The sequence below is a fragment of the Natronorubrum aibiense genome, assembly GCF_009392895.1.
Taxonomy (GTDB): Archaea; Halobacteriota; Halobacteria; order Halobacteriales; family Natrialbaceae; genus Natronorubrum; species Natronorubrum aibiense.
This window is the reverse complement of record NZ_CP045488.1, coordinates 2,252,923-2,271,002: the sequence shown is the minus strand read 5'-3', so window position 1 is coordinate 2,271,002 and position 18,080 is coordinate 2,252,923. Positions and strand designations below refer to the sequence as shown.

Genomic DNA, 18,080 nt, shown 5'->3' with positions numbered 1-18,080 from the left:
CTCATAACCGGCGGTAGACGAATCCCGCGTCGGTGGCTTCGTCGGCCTCGAGCGCACCCGTTACGTCGATCAACGCCGGGTCCGGGGCGAGTTCGGACGCCACGGCCTCGAGGTCCAGTTGTTCGAACTCCGCGTGTGGTGTCGCGAGCATGACGGCGTCGAACGCCTCGAACTCGAGTCGTTCCTGGGCGCTGATCCCGAACTGCGCCTCGATCGTCTCGTTGTCGACGAACGGGTCGAAGCCTTCGATGTCGATGTCGTACTCCTGAAGGGTGTCGATGACAGCTTCGACTTTCGAGCTTCGAACGTCCCCGACGCCCGGCTTGTATGCCAGTCCGAGCACCAGCACGCGACTGTCACGGAGCGTCTTATGGCACTCGTTGAGCGCCTTGATCGTTAACTCGGCGACGTGGTCCGGGACCGACTCGTTTACCTTCCGGCTCATCTGCATGAGCTCGGGTTCGAATCCCTCTTTCGAGGAGCGGTACGCGAGGAAGTACGGGTCGACGGGGATACAGTGGCCACCGACCAGGCCGGGTCGATAGTCGTGGAAGTTCCACTTCGTGCCCGCGGCCTCGAGGACCGCCTGTCCGTCGACGTCGAGGCGTTCGAGGGCCATCGACAGTTCGTTGACGAACGCGATGTTGAGGTCGCGCTGGGTGTTCTCGACGACCTTGCTCGCCTCGGCGACTTCGATCGATGGCGCGCGGTGGACGCCTGCATCGACGATCGACTCGTAGAGGGACGCCACGTCCTCGAGCACCTTCTCGTTTTGTCCGCTGACGACCTTGACGACGTCCGAGAGGCCGTGTTCTTCGTCACCGGGGGTTGCGCGTTCGGGCGAGTAGCCAACGAAGAAGTCCTCACCCGCAGTCAAGCCGGAGGCGTCCTCGAGCGCCGGGACGAGGACGTCACGCGTCGAGCCAGGGTAGACGGTCGACTCGAGGACGATGGTGGTACCGGGATCCATCTTCGAGCCGACGGTCGTCGCCGCGTCTTCGACGTAGCTCAGGTCGGGGTGGTCGTCGTCGTCGATCGGCGTTGGCACGGCGATAATGACGTAGTCTGCCTCGTTGATCTGGGCCGCATCGGTGGTGTAGGAAATATCGCCGTCCTGAATTGATTCGTCGGAGAGGTCACCGGTCGTGTCGACGCCGGCCTGGAGCTGTTCGACGGTGGACTCGTCGACGTCGTAGCCGACGACGCGGTAGTTCGACTGTGCGAATCCGACTGCGAGCGGGAGTCCGACGTACCCGAGCCCGACGACACAGATCGTCGCCTCGCGGGGCGGCTGCTCGTCGGTGTGCCGGATGGTGGTTCCATCGTCATCCGTCTGCAGTGAGTACTGATCGCTCGCTGGTTCGTTCTCTTGCTTCTCCGTGTCGCTGATTGTCGTGGTCATGGATGATACGGTGTCTCGAGACCGTCACACGACCGGGTGCGACGGTAGCTTCAGTTCGATGCATCGTCCGAACTGATGGATACTCCTCAAAACGTATCATTCGGCGTTCGGGGTTTACTATACCGCGAATAAACGGTTGTAGCACGGTCATCTGACGAGATATCCGGTTGCTATGTGGGGTACAGCCCGCTATGCAGGAGACGCGGAAAATCGACGCTGTGAGCGTTTAAACCGTTGTTAAACCAGACTATGCGAATCCATAATGAAGACACCCGCCGTCCTCGTTCCGATGCGGTCGGCACACGCACGCACCGATCGTAAATCAGAACCGCGAAACCTATGGTGTCAACTTCCCAGATCGGAATCAAAACCGCACGTCGGGCGATTCACGGTACGATATCGTCCGATAGTGACTCGGCTTTGAGTTACCATCTCGACGGACAGACGGTCGCATCGACGATCCGCAGAACTGGCGATCGGCCCGATGAACTGTTGTCTTGGATGTCGCTCCTTCGTGTTGCAACGCTCTGGGAAGCGGCCCTGATCGTGGTTCTGTTCCTGTTGATCGGCGGCCTCGTCGGTGTCCGTCTGGCAGAGACCCTATCGGAACGAGACGTCGAACTCGCCTCCCATCTCTCAGTGTCGGCGGACGCCGCCGAATCAGCAGTCGCGGACGAGACACTGACTGACTCAACAGCGGCCGACAGCTCACCCACCGAAAGCCGATCGTACGATCAATATTTCTCTCCCGACACACCATCGGAACTGCTGAGCGATGAAGGAATGGTCGTACGCCTGCTCGTCGCAAACGACGGTCGCATTCGTCAGCATCAGATCGCTGACAAAACCGGCTGGTCGAAGTCGAAAGTCAGCAGGATCTGCTCGCAGATGCACGACGATGGCATGATCGAGAAGACATCGGCCGGTCGGGAGAACGTCATCATCCTGTCCGAACAGCCGCAGACGCAATCGGACGACGTCGAGAACCCGGTTCCGTAGGCACGTATCGCTCCGAACCACGTCGCACAGCCGGAAGCACACACAGACGGACGGAACTGCTGTCCGGCTACGGCGTCGGTTCGAACCAATCGCACCATTGATGGCCACGTTCTCTGGCCATCGCTTTTGTGTCTGACGACCGCGAGACGAGTGCACGTCGAACGCCACGACTGCCCGTACGACAGCGTCGTTTCATTTGGTCCATGAACGGTTTTCCGTACGCTTTCCCGATCCGAGCTGGAAAAGAAACAGCCGCCCTGCGCTCTCGCACGACCGATAAGATCACGACCATTGGACCGTACGACTCGTGCTCGATCGAACGAACGAGCGTCGGTCGACCGTCACTCCGTCCTGCGAATAAGACCTTGGTTGCGAGATCTGCAACCGAATCCGGGATTACACAACCAATAGCGGCTGTCTTATTCGTGGTATAGTAATGGGCTGTCTCGAATACGAAGCGAGTAGAGACCCGGCGGCCGGTAATCGGCGACCACGGGTCGGTGACAACAATGACATACACGCGTACTTCATCACAGGCAGCCGCCCCGAACCGACAGGAGACGACCGTCACGAGCGGAGTTCGTTCCGTTCAATCCCGTTCGTTCGGCGGTGTGACGTGGTCGACAGCCGCTCCTCGAGCGGAGGTGAGCTGGTAATGTGTGGCATCATCGCACGGATCGGTCACGGCGACGCAGCAGAGACGCTACTGTCGGGTCTCGAGAACCTCGAGTACCGCGGCTACGACTCGGCTGGCATCGCCGTACAGAACGGCTCCGGCGTCAAGGTCCACAAGTGTTCGGGCGAGGTATCGGACCTCAAATCGACGCTGAGCGGTCGTCCGCACGGGAACATGGGTATCGGCCACACCCGATGGAGCACCCACGGGCCACCGACGGACGAGAACGCCCACCCACACACGGACACCGTCGGCGACGTCGCCGTCGTCCATAACGGCGTCATCGACAACTACGACGAGCTCAGAACGGAGCTCAAAGCGAAGGGCCACGAGTTCGAAAGCGACACCGACACGGAGGTCATCCCGCATCTCATCGACGAGTATCGGGACGAAACCGGTGACACCGAACTGGCGGTTCGACAGGCCGTCGACACGCTCGAGGGCAGCTACGCGATCGCCGCGATCGTCGACGGCGAGGAGGCAGTGTACGCCGCCCGAAAAGGATCGCCGCTCGTGCTCGGCCTGGATGACGACGAGTGGTTCCTCGCCAGCGACGTCCCGGCGTTTCTCGATCACACCGACGAGGTCATCTACCTCGAGGACGGCGACCTCGTCGTGCTCGAGCCCGACTCGTACCGGATCACCGACCTTGAGGGCACGCCGGTCGATCGAGCGGTCGATACCGTCGACTGGGACCCCGAGGATGCAGGGAAAGGCGAGTACGATCACTACATGAAAAAGGAGATCCACTCCCAGCCGACGGCCCTCGCGAACACGATCGAGGGTCGAATCGAAGACGGTGACGTCACCTTCGAAGAGCTGCCGGCTGGCTCGTTTGCGGACGTGGAGGCCGTTCAGTTCGTCGCCTGTGGAACCTCCTATCACGCCGCGATGTACGGCGGCCAACTGTTGCGAGCAGCGGGCATCCCGACCGAAGTCCTCCGTGCGAGCGAGTACGACGCGACGTCGGGGCCGGTCGACGAGAACACGCTCGTCGTCGCCGTCACCCAGAGCGGTGAGACGGCTGACACGCTCGATGCAGTTCGAACGGCGACCGGCCGCGGTGCGCGATCGCTCGCCGTCACAAACGTCGTCGGGTCGACGGTCGCCCGTGAGGCCGACGACGCGCTCTACATCCGTGCCGGTCCAGAGGTCGGCGTTGCGGCGACGAAAACCTACTCCTCGCAGGCAGTCACGCTCGCGCTGCTCACCCAGCGGATCGCCGCCGACGTTCCCGATGCGATGCCCGCCGACGACCGCGACGCGATGCTCGAGTCCCTCGCGGACCTCCCGGAGCACGTCGAGACCGTCCTCGAAACGACAACGGCCGAAACGCTTGCTCAGGAGACCTTAGACAGCAAGTCGTACTTCTTCATCGGCAGTCGACTCGGGCACTCCGTCGCGCTCGAGGGGGCGTTGAAGTTCAAGGAGATTACCTACGAGCACGCTGAAGGGTTCGCTTCGGGAGAACTCAAACACGGGCCACTCGCCCTCGTGACCGACGAAACGCCTGTGATCGCAGTGTTGACCGGCAGCGGCGACGAGAAGACGAAGACGAACGCGATCGAGGCCAACTCCCGTGGTGCGCCGATCATCGCCGTCGGCCCGGACGACAACCCCCTCGCTGACGTCGCCGACGCAAAGCTGTCGGTTCCCGAGACCCACCCCGTCTGGGCGGGGCTGCTCGCGAACGTCCAGTTGCAACTGCTCTCTTACCACGCGGCGGACCTGCTCGAGCGACCGATCGACAAGCCGCGTAACCTCGCCAAGAGCGTGACGGTCGAGTGATCGATTCGCTCCGTTCGTAACGTCGATTGAGACGGTCGATTCGCGTCTCCAGGTCAGCGAAGAGCGAGGCTGTTTCTCAGTAAAAGAATTCATATAACCAGATGCACCTACATAAATGTCTTTATTTTAGATATATATCTAGTTCTAGGACAGAAAATAGTACAAATATACACAAAGTATTTGTCGCGAGAGTGAACGAGATTCACTGACCGACGACAGTCATAGAATCCATATGATCGTAGACTGGATCAAACAATACACGGAAACGGCTCAACATCCGTCTGTTCATTACGAGTGTCGCCGCTGCGGGAAGACGCTCACAGCCGACGACACGACCTGCCCGCTCTGTGGGTCGGACGAGATCGCAACCATTTCGCTGTAGGTCTCGGTTCCGCCGACGAACCACACTGCGCCGTCGCCCGACGGGTCTCGAGCCGTCGCAATGTCCGTCGCCAACGACGCCGGCCGCCGCGTTCGGGGCGACTATCGCAGGTCTCGAGCCGTCGCTGCCGGCTTCCGATTACGCTCTATTCTGGCTCCGTGGCGGCGAACTGACTCTACGGGGTATTGATACCGAACGAACAGTTATGACACGGCGCGTGTATATAAGATATAAGCTGAATGTCCTCGCGATTCCGTGTTACTCAACACCTCCTCGCTGCGCTCGTCATCCTGCTCGCCGTCGTGACGGTTTTCGAGTTCCCACGGCCGTATCCGACGTGGCCGACCGTCGGCTCGGTCCCACTCAACCCGGAACTGGTTGTCCCTGGAGTGCTCGGTCTCGTCGCGCTTCTCGAGCCACTCCGTGAAGGGATTGGCGTCGATTCGATCCTCGTCGGCGTCGTCGGCGCGATGACGCTGTGGCTCGCAGCGACGAGTCTGTACGCACTGTACGCGTCGTCCGCAGGCGGCGTCTTCTGGGGCGGGTTGTTCACGCTCCTCAGCGGTGTCGCCCTTGCCAGTCTACTTTTCCTCCGAAGCGTCGTACAGCGGGGCCGTCGAGCCGTTTCGTAGGAGCTCGATCCGGATTCGAGACAGGCTACTGTACTCGAGGGAAAACGCGTTACTCGAGCCCCGAGTACCGTCACCGCGAAAATTGGAACCGCCAGCGCCGATCAGTTCTCCACGAGGGTTAGGGAGACCGTCTCGCCATCGCCGTCGATCTCGACGTCCGTCTCGGCCGTCTCGTAGCCGTCTGCGGACGCGATCACGGTGTAGTCGCCGTTCTCGAGGTCGAACTCGGCTTCGCCGTCGTCGTCGGTGGCTCCCTCGTCGACCGTCCTCGAGGAGAAGAATCCGGGCTCTTCGACTTCGACAGTGGCGTCCTCGATCGAGTCGCCGTCCTCGTCTTCGACGACGGCGGTCAGCGTGTGCATCCCGTCGTCGGTATCGTCTTGTTCGATGGTCAGCGTGACCGTGTCGTCAGCGCCGTCGATCTCGACGTTCGTCTCGGCCGTCTCGTAGCCGTCCGCGGACGCGGTCACGGTGTAGTCGCCGTCCTCGAGGTCGAACTCGGCTTCGCCGTCGTCGTCGACCGTCGAGTCCTCGGTGAATCCGGAGGCGTCCACTTCGACAGTGGCGTCGTCGACCGGGTCGCCGTCGCCGTCTTCGACGACCGCGGTCAGTGTGTGCGTCTCGTCATCGTCGTTCGTCCCGTCGCTGCCGTCGTTCGTCTCGTCGCTGCCGTCGTTCCCGTCCGTCTCGCTGTCGTTGCTCCCGTCGTCACCTCCGTCCGCATCACTGTCATCGCCATCGTTCCCGTCACTATCATCGCCGTCGTTACTGTCCGCGCCACTGTCGTCGCCATCGCTCCCGTCGCTGGCAGTGCTATCGCTTTCGTCCGTTTCACCGCCATCACCGCTATCGCTTCCGGTTTCATCACTCTCATCGCCACCGGTGCCGTCGGACGTCTCGGTACCTCCGTCACCGTCGTCGGCAGTGGACTGGTCGGGATTCGAGTCGACGGCGTCGCTCTCGTCGTCAGTCGACTGTGTCCCGTCCCAGCTGTCCGTGACTGAACTGAACATGCCGCCGACGGACCCGCCACTCGCGGCGAGTAGCAACCCTGCGGCTAACAGTACTACTCCGCTGAGAGTGAGCACTATCTGAATACTTGTCTGAATTGATCGTGTCTCCGAACGCTGTTGTCGGGCGTTACGACGCATAATCGGTATCTGAAACTGAAACTAAACGCTGGTGGTTGTCTGGGCTATGTACTCCACGACGGGCGGTTGTCACACACTATTCGTTGCATTGCCAGACAGTTTCTCATTGGCGTGGTTCACTATACGGCTGTTAAAACCGTTTTTGTGACGTGAACAGTCCGTGATCGACTGCCAGCACGAACCGATATCGACCGCGTACGTCCGTGTTACTGTCGACAGCACGTCCACACTCCATCAGTCGCTCGTCACGTTCGTGTCTCGACCGATCGCCGTTGGTCGGATCGAAGCGACCAGTTCGGCCCACAATCGAGCTACCGCTGTGAGTTTCCGGGCATTCGAGTGCGCCGTTTAACGGGAGTATAGTATCAGTCGGCGAGAGGCGAGATGAAGGGAAGATGAGTGACTATCGACTCGCGTTCAAACCGGCGATCGGTCTGTACGGACAGCACGACCCCAGTGCCGTCCTGTTCGACGGTGGAACGCCAGTCTTTGGCATCGAAGAGGAACGGTTGACGCGCGAGAAACACGCCACGGACACGTTCCCAACGAACGCCATCGAGGCTTGCCTCGAGTACCGCGACCTCGAGTTCGACGATATCGAGACGATCCTGCTGCCGTACGATCCCCGCCTCCGATCTCGGATTCGCTCACACTATCTCACTGACGCCCTCCGCGCCCCCAGCTTGACGCGAAAGCTCTCCGCGCTCGAGAACACGATCGTCACCGAAGCCCAGAGTCGACTGGCCCCGACGAAACAGATCGAGCGCCGGCTCGCCGAGATCGACACGCCGGTGCCGCCGATCGAGTTGCGCTCCCACCACCGCTGTCACGCCGCCAGCGCGTTCCATCCTTCGGGGTTCGACGAGGCGCTCGTCGTCACGATCGACGCGAAAGGCGAGTACGACTCGACGGTCGTCTGGCGCGGCGACGAAACTGGGCTGACGCGCGTGCATACGTACGACCATCCGAACAGTCTCGGCCTCTTCTTTGCGGTTATCACGGAGTATCTGGGCTATCGGATGTTCAACGGCGAAGGAAAAGTGATGGGGCTCGCTCCCTACGGCGAGGAGAACCCCGAAATAGAGCGGACGCTGCGCGACCTCATCGACGTCGGCCCGGACTACGACGTGACTGACGTGACGAAACGCTGGGGCACCGGACACGGCGTCGAGCTGCTCGAGGAGGCCTTCGATCGCCCGCGAAAGGAGTCACCGGAGGACTTCGATCAGTGGGAGAAGGATTTGGCGTATACGGCACAGAAACTCACCGAGGAGATCGTCCTCGATATCGTGCAGGCGTATTCGGGGGTCATCGAAAGCGGGAACGTCGCGCTCGCGGGCGGCGTCGCGCTCAACTGTAAACTCAACAAGCGGGTTCGCGAGGAGACCGTCGTCGAGGACACGTTCGTCCAGCCCGTCGCCCACGACGCCGGCCTCGCACTCGGTGCGGGCTGGATCGGACAGGACCCCGCGTCGGTCGAACCGTTGTCGACGGTCTACTTCGGGCCCGAGTACGACCGCGAGCAGATCGAATCGCGGCTGCAGACGAACAAGATCGCGTACGCCGAGCCCGACGACTTAGAGCAGTACGTCGCCGAGCGCATCGCAAACGGCGCGCTCGTCGGCTGGTTTCAGGGACGGATGGAACTCGGTCCGCGCGCGCTCGGGGCCCGAAGCATCCTCGCCGATCCGCGAACCGCCGCCTCGCGCGATAGGGTCAACCGGTTTGTCAAACACCGCGAGGAGTGGCGACCGTTCGCTCCGTCGATGCTCGAGGAGGCCGCCGAGGAGTACCTCGTCGACGGCCAGCCCGCCCCGTTCATGATCGACGCGTTCGACGTCCGTCCGGAGAAACAAGACGACCTCGAGGCGGTCGTCCATCCGGCGGACGGCTCGACGCGCCCCCAGACCGTCCGTGAGGACCAACATCCGCGGTACTACCGCTTGCTCTCAGCGTTCGAGAACATCACCGGCGTCCCGGTGTTGTTGAACACGTCGTTCAACGACCACGGTGAGCCGATCGTCAACACGCCGACGGAAGCGGTCAAGGACTTCTACGGTATGGGTCTCGATCTGCTCGTGCTCGGTGACTACGTCCTCGAGAAACCGACTCAGTGGATCGACAGCGCTGACCGGGTCGACCAACCGGCTACGGATTCGGCCGTCACGGACACGGCCTCGAGCGGCGACGGGACGATGGGATCACGACCTGACGAGCACCTGGTGCAGTGATCGGCAGCCGGGAATCAGGGTTGCGGTTCCGGCTGCGTCTCGAGCGATCGCTCGAGCTGTGAATTCGCAACGAAATCGCGGCCGGACCGGGCGAGATCGAGCGCGAACGGACCGAGCACGGCAAAGAAACAGATCGCAACGCTGGTGAGCGTCGGGCCATACTTGGTGGCTTCCACGCCGTATCGAAATGCTTGCCAGCGGTTGTTTCGGTTAACCTCCGCCCAGCCGTACGTGACGTGACGGCTGTACCGCAGTCGTCGCTCGATCGTCGGGTACCGTTCGATCTCGTCACAGTATTTGGACCAGATCTTGCCCGAGGTATCACCGGCGTCGTCGAGGTCAGGTCGGAACTGCTCGGCCCGGTCATCGGCCGGTTGATTCGAGACGTTGGCGTCGTGAAACTGCCGAACGACCAGCGGTTCGTCGACGAACTCGACGTCGTACTCGCGAGCGATGCGAATCGTGTGGTCCCAGTCTTCGCCACACTCGAAGTCGGTGTCGTACGCTCCGACCGTCTCGAAACATTCGGCACGGATCATGTGACTCGAGTACGGTTTGAGGTCGAACGCGGCGAGAATGTCGGGGTAGATATCGCCGTGCATCGACGGCGTGTACGAGCCGACGGTTCGTCCGTCCTGTCTGATGAGACCGCCGGTGTAGACGATACCACAGTTTGGGTTGTCTGCCATGACGGAGAGTTGTGCGTCGACCTTTTCTGGAGCCCAGCGATCGTCGTCGTCGAGAATGCAAATATACTCGCCGCGTGCGTGTTCGATCGCTCGGTTCCGGCTGGCCGCGATTCCGAGTCGCTCGTCGTTGTAGAACGGTCGCACGCGGTCGTCGTCGGCGTACTGCTCGAGGACGGCCCGCGTCTCCTCGACGGGTGGATCACAGACGATTACGACCTCGAGGTCGTCGTGGGTCTGAGAGAGTGCCGTTTCGACTGCGCCCTCGATGAACGCGGGTCGATCGTAGGTCGGGATGACGACGCTGACGAGCGTCATCCCCGTGACTCACCCGTCGGTCGCACTGCGTAGAGCACGGCATGAGTACGTTCGACTAGAGACATGTCCGGATCAATCAGCAGCCACCACTTATTTGTGCGCCTGATTCTCACGGTACGATGACGGATTAGAAACGGTTTTGGACCGGTTACTATCAGGCATCCGTGATGGTCGCGCGACGAAAGGTGTCGCTACTTTTGATGTGATAGCTCGAGTCGTCGAGTATCGATTGCAGACGTCCGATGACAGCAAACTATGACCGCAGACAGCACACACGATAGCAAACGGGGAGAGACACCGCACGGGGACGAGTGGCCGACGGTTTCGGTGATCGTTCCCGTCTACAACGATCCATCGGGGATTCGAGACACGCTCGACTCGCTGACGGCGCAGACGTATCCGGACGACGCACACGAGATTCTGGTCGTCGACAACGACTCGACCGACGAAACGCCGGCTATCGCGCGGGCGTACGCGGACGAACACGACCACGTCACGTTTCTGGTCGAAAGCGACGTACAGAGTTCCTACGCGGCACGGAATACGGGAATCGCACACGCTCGCGGTGACGTGTTCGCGTTCGTCGACGCCGACATGCTGGTCGACGCCGAGTGGCTCGCCGACGCGATCACGGCGTTCGAGCGAGCCGACGCCGAGTATATGGGCTGTAATGTGGAGGTGATCCCGTCGGATGACCGCGATTCCCTCGCCGAACGGTTCAATCTGCGGACCGCCTTTCCCATCGAACACTTCATCCAAACTCTCGAGTTCGCCCCGACGTGCTGTCTGATCGTCAGTCGATCTGTCGTCGACGACGTGGGTGCGTTCGATTCGCGGCTGGTCTCGGGCGGCGACCGGGAGTTCGGCCATCGAGTGCGCGACTCAGGTCGGGAACTCCACTTCGCCCCGGCGGTGACGATGTACCATCCGGCCCGGTCGACGGCCGACGCGATCGTGCAAAAGTCACGTCGGATCGGGCGCGGCCTCTACCAGCTCCGGACGTTACATCCCACCCAGTACGACAGTTGGCTCCCACTTGCGCTCAATCCGATGCCGTTTCTCCCGCCGCGGCTCGAGCAGCTACGAACGATCGACGACTGGGAGACGCTGTCGCGTCGCGAGAAGGTCGGATTCTACCTGCTATCGTACGCACAGAGCGTCTCGAACGGCGTTGGTCGGCTCGAGGAGATGCTTCGACGACGACTCCAACCACACTGACGCCGCGAAGCGTTACTTTCGCACGATGAGTTCAATCGAGTGATCACTCTCGGTCATCGCCCGTCGGAGATCGTCGAACCCGTCGACGTCGCACTCGAGGCCGTGCCAACGCCGACCATCGGGGACACCGGCCGCGGCGTCGGTTCGAACCGCCGAGACGACCTCGAACCCGTGCGTTTCGAACCGATCGACAAGTTCCGTTTTCGCGTCGACGGACAACTCGAGTGGATGAACTTCGACGTAGACGAGCGTCGGCCCGGATGCCTCGAGGACGTCGGTCAACTCCGCGAGGACGTCGCGTTCGTAGCCCTCGACGTCGAACCGGACGACGGCGACCGATTCGGGATCGATCGCACGCTCGGCGAGGTATCGGTTGCCGGTCGTTTGCTCGACGGAGACTGTTTCGTGGTCGTCTCGGCGGGTCGTGCGTGCCGACGATGTGTCGCGAACACAGTGCTGGTTCGAGTGCGTGCTCAATTCCATCTCGACGGTCCCGACGGTGTTCCCCAAGGCGAATTGCTCGACAGTTGCGAGCGCGGCGTACCCATTGCGCTCGAGGTTGTGTGCGAGCAAGTCGACGTTCGACGGAACGGGCTCGATCGCGTGGATTCGAGCCCGCTCGCCGAGAACACTTGCCTCGAGCGTACAGAAGTAGCCGATATTCGCGCCGATCTCGAGGACGTGAACGGGGCCGTCGACGACCTCGGCGAGGCGTTCGAGTTCTCGTTCGAAAACCGCCGTCGAGCGGTACTCGTGAACGCCGTAGGCGAGTAGCGTCCGCGAGATGCCGGCGTCCGCCGTATCGACGACCAGTTCGTGTCCGCCGACGTCGACCACCTGATAGCGTCCCGCCTCGAGCCGGTGTTCGTAGTAGGGATTTCGTCCAGTGAGCAGTTCCGTGGCCGACCCGGCGGCGGCACCGAGTCGGCCCGCACGCAGCAACCGGCCAAGCTTTCGGCCCTCGAGTCGCAGGTAGCGAGCGACACGCGACGGGTCGCCGACCGCCGAGCGGAGCTGTTTGACCGGTGTTCGTGTTGCAGTCATCGGATCGAGACAGACAGTGGCCGAATCGGTCGAGAGCCCATACGTGAGTGGTGGTGTATTTCACGCGTGTAGATAAGTTCGCAGACGACTCTCGCGCAGTGAGATGGCAACGCCAATCGATCGAGAACACGACTGATTGGAGTAATCGAGTACTAACCACACGACGGGCCAACAGCCAGTCAGAGATTGGCGTGTCGAAACAGGATCTTGCTCGAGCGCAGCAGCGGGATATATCGGTGGTTCCGGGTGGCGGTTTCAAGCGGGTTTCAAGCGGGCGTCTACGGTCGGGCGTGAACAGTCACGACGCTTTTTGGCCGGTCTCAATCATCCTTCAACCGGAGAGAACCATGAGCGAGTCCAAAACCAGCGATCCGACTGGAGAGCCACGCACTCGAGCACAGGGGGAACCCGACGGCCAGAAATGGCTCAGCGGGATCGTGTCCCTGATCGGCCTGTGGATCGCCATCACACCGGCACTTTACCCTGCCGCCACGTCCATGACGTGGAACAACGTGCTGATCGGGGGTGCGATCTTCCTGCTCGCGGGGTACAACTACTACCGGATCACCAACGGCTACAGGACCAGCACCGGCGTGATGTCGCTCGTCGCGTTGCTTGCCCTGTGGACCCTCGTCGCCCCGTTCGCGTTCGCGGGGCAGGTCGCGACGGAGGGGCTCGCCGTCGCGTCTCAGGCGCTCGTCTGGAACAACGTGGCAGGCGGGCTCATTATGGCAGTGCTCGCCGCGTACATCGCGTACGCAGCGGGGACTGCCGTTAGAGCCGGTACGGCAACCGGAACGCGGTGAGCGGCCGTCCAGCGCTGGTTCCGATTTTCCCTCGCAGTCGCCGTCGACCGCTCGCTCGAGGCCCGGTATCGGACGGCTGTGACGGCGTAGCAACGACGGGAGTCGCCGAATCGATCACGGTGGGCCGACGGCGTCGGGTGGTCCGGCACCGTCGGGCGCACCGGTTCCATCCGGCGGACCGGCATCTTCGGGCGGTCCAGCGGTATCCGGTGGGCCGTCGTCATCGTCGCCGGAGTTCACGTCGTCCGTCCCGTTGAACGCCTCGGGCAACGGCTCAGGGTCGTCGACTGGACCATCTTCCGAGCCACTCGAGGGCTCACCGTCGAGCGGGGGGTCCGAGTCGCCGTCGTCGGCAGCCCCGCCGTTCGGTTCGACCTCATCGTCGCTCGGGTCGTCGTCGGTCTCGAATGACGTCTCGTCGCCCGTGTTCGCATCCGGATCAGGCTCGTCGGTGGGATTCTCGGCAACCGGTTCTGGATCGTCGCTCGAGTCACCGGCCGGAAGGGCAGTCTCGCTGTCGTCGGCCGAATTCGGTCGATCAAGTCCCACGGCAGGGAGCAAGACCAGCCCGAGAACCGCGAAGGTAAGCGAGACGACGACGATGGTTACGAGCACGGTCGACGCTGTCGGCTCCGGTTCGAGGGAGGGGCGCGCCATTCGGTGTGCGACCGAACTGGCTCGAGGGGCTTTGTTACGCGTAGCCAACAGTCCCACGTCCGGTGGTGACCTCAGCGATGCTCGAGGTGATTTCATGGGAAGACCGCTTCGAGGGGCCGACAATGAGCCGAACAATGAAATAGCCGGCACACCCAGTTGCTGGCAAGACTGCTCGCTACTATGACGAACCATTATGATCACGCGCAGGTCCAGGAGTTCTGGCAGTACGTCTGGGAGCGCGACGACGTCTACACGCTACCCGAGGACGCCGACGATCCGACCTACGTCCTCGGAATGTTTCCGTACACGTCCGGCACGCTCCACATGGGGCATATTCGAAACTACGCAATCACCGACGCGTACGCGAGATATCGCCGCATGCAGGGCGACGACGTGCTCCACCCGATGGGCTGGGACGCGTTCGGCCTCCCCGCCGAAAACGCCGCGTTCGAGCGCAAGACCGATCCCCGATCCTGGACGGAGGCGTGTATCCGCCGGATGCGCGAAGAACTCGAAACGATGGGGTTTGGCTACGACTGGTCTCGCGAGATCACGACCTGCGAGCCCGACTACTACCGGTGGAACCAATGGCTGTTCAAGCGGTTCTACGAGGCAGGGCTCGTCGAGTACGACTCGGCAGCGGTCAACTGGTGTCCCGACTGTGAGACGGTCCTCGCCGCCGCACAGGTCGAGGAACGCGAGGTCGAACGCAGTGAATCATCGGCGTCAGCGAGCGGCGACACCGCGAGCCGCGAGGTCGAGCGCGTCTGCTGGCGGTGTGAGACCCCTGTCGGCCGGCGCGAGCTCGACCAGTGGTTTTTCACGATCACAGACTACGCCGAGGAACTCCACGACGGCCTCGAGGACCTCGAGGGGTGGCCCGAGGGCGTCCGCGAGATTCAGCGCAACTGGATCGGTCGGCAGGAAGGCGCACGGATCACGTTCGCGGTCGACGACCACGGAGACGTCGACATCTTCAGCACCCGACCGGAGACGGTGTACGGCGCGACGTATCTCGCGGTCTCGCCCGGCCACGACCTCGCTCGAGCGCTCGCCGAAGCCGACGACGAGGTAGCCGACTACGTCGAAGACGTCCGTGAACGCGATCCGAGCGAGGTCGGCCTGTCGGGCCTCGAGACGGACGCGACGGCGATCCACCCGCTCACCGGGGCGGAACTGCCCGTCTACGTGGCTGGCTACGTCTTAGAGGACGTCGGCACCGGCGCGGTGATGGGCGTGCCCGCCCACAACGAGCGCGATCACGCCTTCGCGAGCGAACACGAGTTGCCGATCGAGGGCGTGATCGTCCCCGACGACGACACGCTGCTCGATCTCGAAGCGGCAGCCTACACCGGCGAGGGCGTCCTCGAGGCAAGCGGCGAGTACGACGGGATCGAAAGCGAGACGGCTCGAGAGCGGATCGTCGCCGACCACGACGCGATCGAGGAGGACGTTACCTACCGACTACGCGACTGGCTGATCTCCCGCCAGCGTTACTGGGGGACGCCGATCCCGGTCGTCCACTGTGAGGACTGTGGCCACGTGCTCGTGCCGGATGAGGAGTTGCCCGTCGAACTCCCGGAGTTCGTTCGCACCACGGGGAACCCGCTCGAAGAGCACGAATCGTTCCGCGAGACTGAGTGTCCCGAGTGCGGTGGTCCGGCCCGCCGCGAGACGGACACGATGGACACGTTCGTCGACTCCTCGTGGTACTACCTCCGATTCCTCTCACCCGACCTCGAGGACGCGCCGTTCGACACCGAGCGCGCCGCCGAGTGGCTGCCCGTCGACGTCTACGTCGGTGGCGAGGAACACGCGATCCTCCACCTGCTCTACACGCGATTCTTCACGCGGGCGCTGGCCGATCTGGGCCTGCTCGACCGACGTGAACCCATCACGGAGCTCAAAAGTCAGGGCACGGTGCTGTACGACGGCGAGAAGATGTCCAGTTCGAAAGGCAACGTCGTCGCACCGCAAGAGTACGGCGCAGAGACGACGCGGCTGTTCGTCCTCTCGGCGGCCCACCCCGAGCAGGACTTTGAGTGGACCGCGAACAACGTCCGCGGGGCCTACGATCTCCAGCAAACACTCTACGAGATGGCCGCCACGTTCATCGAAGAAGGCGACACCCGCGTCGAGACACAGACTCACGACGAGTACATCGCCCGCGAAATCGACCGGACGATCGCCGCCGTGACCGACGAGTACGAGCGGTTCCGGTTCCACCGCGCCGCGACGGAAATCCAGGAACTGGCGCGACTGCTCCGACGCTACCGCGGGTACGACCGACCACACGGCGAGACCTACCGGCGAGGCCTGCTCACGCTCGCGGCGCTGATCGCACCGATGGCACCCCACCTCGGCGAGGAACTCTGGAACAAACTCCGTGGCGAAGGGCTGGTCGTCGAAGCCGACTGGCCGACCCCCGACAGGGACGTCGACGACTATCGACTCGAGCGACAGTTCGTCGAGTCGACGCTCGCTGACGTCCGTGACATCGTCGACGTCGCAGCGATCGACGAACCCGAACGAATCGAACTCGTCGTCACCCAGAACTGGAAATACGACGCCGCACGACAGGTCACAGAGCACGCCGACGAGACGTTCGACGACGTCGATGTCGGTTCGCTCGTCGACCAACTGCTCGAGGCCAATCTCGAGGCGGACCGTGAAGCCGTCGCGACGTTCGTCGTCGACCTGATCGAACAGGTCGATCGGACGGAACTCGAGCAGCTACTCGAGCCCGAGACCGAACTGGCGATCGCAGAGCGCAGCGCGTGGCTGCTCACCGACGAGTTCGACGCCGACGTCGTCGTCCGGCGAGCGACCGACGGCGACGACGTGGCCGGGAATAGCCGACCGGGGAAGCCGGCGATCCACATCAGCTAGCCGACACGTATAATCTCGATAATATAATTATTGTTTGAACAATCTATGCACCAGTTGCGACCGGCCATAGCCCTTCTCGAGTGACTGCTCGATGGACACTCCTTCGATATCGAACGTCGACAGCACCATTCCTATCAGAAATGCAGCTAAGAAAGATAGTTTTATTTCACCCGATTTGATACAGTTGCTATATGACGGAGGGGGGCGGCGATCACACCGATAGTTCACAGTGGAGCGACCCAAGTCAAGCAGTCGTCGAAGCGATTGCCGAAGCAGAAGAGATTCCAACCAAGCAGTTGCGACCACCGACGTACGAGTCGTTACACGCCGCCGTCGACCCGGAGGCACTCGACCTGCTCTTTGCGCCGCGGGCCGACGGCACGCCGCGACCGGGCGGCCAGGTCTCGTTCCCGTTCTGTGGCTACGACGTCACCATCGAACGGAACGGGTCGATCACGCTCGAGAAATCCGACTGACTGACACCGACAGTTCCGGGGGGAGCTGTTGGGATCACGGGAGGTCTCGAGCGAGACAACTGTAGCGAGCGTCCAAACCGAGAACAGCAAGACAGATACGGGACCTATCCCAATCCTCGATAATGGCAACCGCCACCGCGAGACGACGGCTTCGAGAGCGGCCGATCGGGGCGACGATCCTCCTGACGATCGTTGGCTACGCGTTAGTGATCGGCACGTTCGTCCTCGATATTCCGATCTATCCGGACCTGACGATCGCACAGATCAATCTGCTCACGCACGCGATCGCGGTGATCAACGCGGCTGCGACGGTGTTGCTGGTCGCCGGCTGGTACTGGATTCGGGCCGGCGAAGTCGAAAAACACCGCCTCGCGATGGTCGGCGCGTTCACCTTGATTCTGCTGTTTCTGGTCGTCTACCTCGTTCGAGTCGGCGGCGGCGGCGAGAAGTACTTCGTCGGTCCCGACCTCTACTACTACGCCTATCTGGCGATGCTGGCGATCCATATCCTCCTCTCGATCGTCGCCGTGCCAGTCGTCCTCTACGCGCTGATTCTCGGGCTGACCCACACCCCGGCAGAGCTGCGAAACACGGTCCATGCGAAAGTCGGCCGCATCGCCGCGGGCTCGTGGATTCTAAGCCTCGTGTTGGGTGTCGTCACGTACGTGATGCTCAACCACATCTTCAGCTACGAGTTCATGATCATCCCACTCATCTAGCTGTCC

14 protein-coding genes are annotated in these 18,080 nt (G+C 62.2%); 9 read left to right on the top strand and 5 right to left on the bottom strand.

Annotated features, from left to right (window positions below; genetic code table 11):
* Nucleotide 1: 1 nt before the first annotated feature.
* Nucleotides 2-1,402: a nucleotide sugar dehydrogenase gene (locus GCU68_RS11085; protein ID WP_152941613.1), complete on the bottom strand. Its 1,401-nt coding sequence runs from the start codon at nucleotides 1,400-1,402 to the stop codon at nucleotides 2-4.
* Nucleotides 1,403-1,741: 339 nt separating this feature from the next.
* Here GCU68_RS11085 and GCU68_RS11080 point away from each other — a divergent pair, with 339 nt between their 5' ends.
* The 3 genes from GCU68_RS11080 (at nucleotide 1,742) to GCU68_RS11070 (ending at nucleotide 5,879) form a co-directional block, all read left to right on the top strand.
* A complete protein-coding gene (locus GCU68_RS11080) occupies nucleotides 1,742-2,401 on the top strand; it encodes a helix-turn-helix transcriptional regulator (protein WP_152941611.1) in 660 nt (219 codons plus the stop codon).
* A gap of 655 nt (nucleotides 2,402-3,056) precedes the next feature.
* Nucleotides 3,057-4,865 (top strand): glutamine--fructose-6-phosphate transaminase (isomerizing), encoded by a 1,809-nt coding sequence (glmS, locus tag GCU68_RS11075; RefSeq protein WP_152941609.1) that lies wholly within the window; start codon nucleotides 3,057-3,059, stop codon nucleotides 4,863-4,865.
* Between the two features lie 621 nt (nucleotides 4,866-5,486).
* The gene (locus tag GCU68_RS11070; RefSeq protein WP_152941608.1) at nucleotides 5,487-5,879 is read left to right on the top strand and encodes a hypothetical protein; all 393 of its coding nucleotides are present in this window, start codon (nucleotides 5,487-5,489) and stop codon (nucleotides 5,877-5,879) included.
* Nucleotides 5,880-5,980: 101 nt separating this feature from the next.
* On the opposite strand, the gene GCU68_RS11065 is transcribed toward GCU68_RS11070, so the two are convergent.
* The gene (locus GCU68_RS11065; protein ID WP_319633688.1) at nucleotides 5,981-6,892 is read right to left on the bottom strand and encodes a carboxypeptidase-like regulatory domain-containing protein; all 912 of its coding nucleotides are present in this window, start codon (nucleotides 6,890-6,892) and stop codon (nucleotides 5,981-5,983) included.
* A 533-nt stretch (nucleotides 6,893-7,425) separates the two neighbouring features.
* Here GCU68_RS11065 and GCU68_RS11060 point away from each other — a divergent pair.
* Nucleotides 7,426-9,261 carry a carbamoyltransferase family protein gene (locus GCU68_RS11060; RefSeq protein WP_152941604.1) on the top strand — a complete coding sequence of 612 codons (1,836 nt, stop codon included), beginning with the start codon at nucleotides 7,426-7,428 and terminating at the stop codon, nucleotides 9,259-9,261.
* Nucleotides 9,262-9,275: 14 nt separating this feature from the next.
* Here the strand turns inward: GCU68_RS11060 and GCU68_RS11055 are convergent, their stop codons facing one another.
* Nucleotides 9,276-10,265: a glycosyltransferase family 2 protein gene (locus GCU68_RS11055; protein WP_152941602.1), complete on the bottom strand. Its 990-nt coding sequence runs from the start codon at nucleotides 10,263-10,265 to the stop codon at nucleotides 9,276-9,278.
* A gap of 255 nt (nucleotides 10,266-10,520) precedes the next feature.
* Here GCU68_RS11055 and GCU68_RS11050 point away from each other — a divergent pair, with 255 nt between their 5' ends.
* The gene (locus GCU68_RS11050; protein WP_152941600.1) at nucleotides 10,521-11,483 is read left to right on the top strand and encodes a glycosyltransferase; all 963 of its coding nucleotides are present in this window, start codon (nucleotides 10,521-10,523) and stop codon (nucleotides 11,481-11,483) included.
* 12 nt (nucleotides 11,484-11,495) lie between these two features.
* On the opposite strand, the gene GCU68_RS11045 is transcribed toward GCU68_RS11050, so the two are convergent.
* Nucleotides 11,496-12,527: an FkbM family methyltransferase gene (locus GCU68_RS11045; RefSeq protein WP_152941598.1), complete on the bottom strand. Its 1,032-nt coding sequence runs from the start codon at nucleotides 12,525-12,527 to the stop codon at nucleotides 11,496-11,498.
* A 347-nt stretch (nucleotides 12,528-12,874) separates the two neighbouring features.
* Between GCU68_RS11045 and GCU68_RS11040 the strand changes: the two genes are divergently transcribed.
* Nucleotides 12,875-13,333, top strand: coding sequence for an SPW repeat domain-containing protein (locus GCU68_RS11040; protein ID WP_152941596.1), 459 nt, complete (start codon nucleotides 12,875-12,877; stop codon nucleotides 13,331-13,333).
* Between the two features lie 114 nt (nucleotides 13,334-13,447).
* On the opposite strand, the gene GCU68_RS11035 is transcribed toward GCU68_RS11040, so the two are convergent.
* Nucleotides 13,448-13,990, bottom strand: coding sequence for a hypothetical protein (locus tag GCU68_RS11035; RefSeq protein WP_152941594.1), 543 nt, complete (start codon nucleotides 13,988-13,990; stop codon nucleotides 13,448-13,450).
* 180 nt (nucleotides 13,991-14,170) lie between these two features.
* On the opposite strand from GCU68_RS11035, the gene leuS reads away from it, so the two are divergent.
* From leuS to GCU68_RS11020, 3 genes are all read left to right on the top strand, one after another.
* Nucleotides 14,171-16,879, top strand: a complete 2,709-nt coding sequence (leuS, locus tag GCU68_RS11030) for a leucine--tRNA ligase (protein WP_152941592.1) — start codon at nucleotides 14,171-14,173, stop codon at nucleotides 16,877-16,879.
* A gap of 191 nt (nucleotides 16,880-17,070) precedes the next feature.
* Nucleotides 17,071-17,355 carry a HalOD1 output domain-containing protein gene (locus GCU68_RS11025; protein WP_152941590.1) on the top strand — a complete coding sequence of 95 codons (285 nt, stop codon included), beginning with the start codon at nucleotides 17,071-17,073 and terminating at the stop codon, nucleotides 17,353-17,355.
* Between the two features lie 122 nt (nucleotides 17,356-17,477).
* Nucleotides 17,478-18,074 (top strand): DUF420 domain-containing protein, encoded by a 597-nt coding sequence (locus tag GCU68_RS11020; RefSeq protein WP_152941588.1) that lies wholly within the window; start codon nucleotides 17,478-17,480, stop codon nucleotides 18,072-18,074.
* Nucleotides 18,075-18,080 lie beyond the last annotated feature (6 nt).

Bases quoted from the DNA above. Each gene is read 5' to 3' on its own strand.
- GCU68_RS11085 (WP_152941613.1), bottom strand. From the start codon at position 1,402: ATGACCACGACAATCAGCGACACGGAGAAGCAAGAGAACGAACCAGCG.
- GCU68_RS11080 (WP_152941611.1), top strand. From the start codon at position 1,742: ATGGTGTCAACTTCCCAGATCGGAATCAAAACCGCACGTCGGGCGATT.
- glmS (WP_152941609.1), top strand. From the start codon at position 3,057: ATGTGTGGCATCATCGCACGGATCGGTCACGGCGACGCAGCAGAGACG.
- GCU68_RS11070 (WP_152941608.1), top strand. From the start codon at position 5,487: ATGTCCTCGCGATTCCGTGTTACTCAACACCTCCTCGCTGCGCTCGTC.
- GCU68_RS11065 (WP_319633688.1), bottom strand. From the start codon at position 6,892: ATGTTCAGTTCAGTCACGGACAGCTGGGACGGGACACAGTCGACTGAC.
- GCU68_RS11060 (WP_152941604.1), top strand. From the start codon at position 7,426: ATGAGTGACTATCGACTCGCGTTCAAACCGGCGATCGGTCTGTACGGA.
- GCU68_RS11055 (WP_152941602.1), bottom strand. From the start codon at position 10,265: ATGACGCTCGTCAGCGTCGTCATCCCGACCTACGATCGACCCGCGTTC.
- GCU68_RS11050 (WP_152941600.1), top strand. From the start codon at position 10,521: ATGACCGCAGACAGCACACACGATAGCAAACGGGGAGAGACACCGCAC.
- GCU68_RS11045 (WP_152941598.1), bottom strand. From the start codon at position 12,527: ATGACTGCAACACGAACACCGGTCAAACAGCTCCGCTCGGCGGTCGGC.
- GCU68_RS11040 (WP_152941596.1), top strand. From the start codon at position 12,875: ATGAGCGAGTCCAAAACCAGCGATCCGACTGGAGAGCCACGCACTCGA.
- GCU68_RS11035 (WP_152941594.1), bottom strand. From the start codon at position 13,990: ATGGCGCGCCCCTCCCTCGAACCGGAGCCGACAGCGTCGACCGTGCTC.
- leuS (WP_152941592.1), top strand. From the start codon at position 14,171: ATGACGAACCATTATGATCACGCGCAGGTCCAGGAGTTCTGGCAGTAC.
- GCU68_RS11025 (WP_152941590.1), top strand. From the start codon at position 17,071: ATGACGGAGGGGGGCGGCGATCACACCGATAGTTCACAGTGGAGCGAC.
- GCU68_RS11020 (WP_152941588.1), top strand. From the start codon at position 17,478: ATGGCAACCGCCACCGCGAGACGACGGCTTCGAGAGCGGCCGATCGGG.